Raw genomic sequence first — 690 nt, 5'->3', positions numbered from 1 at the left:
GACCAACGATTCTTTCATGTTGAGACCATCAGTACTGAACAAAGGTGACATAATTGCCATGGATCGTGCATACATTGATTATGAGAAGCTGGAAACACTCACGCAAAGAGAGGTCATGTATGTGACAAAAATGAAGAAAAATCTGAGATACAACATTATAGAAGACTGTATGTACCAGACTAAAGAAGGCCTTATGGAGGTACGCATACAAAATGTAACGTTCTCAAAAATGCTGAAGGATGGTACAGTTCTTGTTCATCATGCCCGTATCATTACCTACGTTGATATTAAAAAGCACAAACTGGTTTCATTGCTTACAAACGATATGGAATCAGAACCGAACGAGATTATAGAAATCTACCGCAAACGTTGGGAGATAGAACTGCTCTTCAAGCAGATAAAACAGAATTTTCCCTTGAAATACTTTTATGGGGAAAGTGCAAATGCGATTAAAATACAGATCTGGGTGACACTTATAGCCAATCTGCTGCTTATGGTAATGAAAAAAGGACTGACTCGTTCATGGAGCTTCTCAGGCCTTGCAACCATGATGAGGATTACACTTATGTATTATGTGGATTTCTACAGCCTTTTCAACCATCCGGAAAAGGATTGGGAAACGCTTTTGGACGTGAATCAGAAAGAAGATTATCAACTGTCTATTTTTTGATGGGGCTTGGAATAACAAAA

The 690-nt window shown here is 38.4% G+C and carries 1 protein-coding gene; it reads left to right on the top strand.

Annotation, left to right across the window (positions count from 1 at the left end; genetic code table 11):
- A partial coding sequence (locus WKU26_RS12620; RefSeq protein ID WP_340322310.1) for a transposase occupies positions 1-670 on the top strand: 670 nt, incomplete at its 5' end.
- Positions 671-690: the final 20 nt, after the last annotated feature.

Origin of the sequence: Phocaeicola sp. HCN-40430, from assembly GCF_037890285.1 — a bacterium.
GTDB lineage: Bacteria > Bacteroidota > Bacteroidia > Bacteroidales > Bacteroidaceae > Phocaeicola > Phocaeicola acetigenes.
This window is presented reverse-complemented; position numbering and strand designations above follow the sequence as displayed.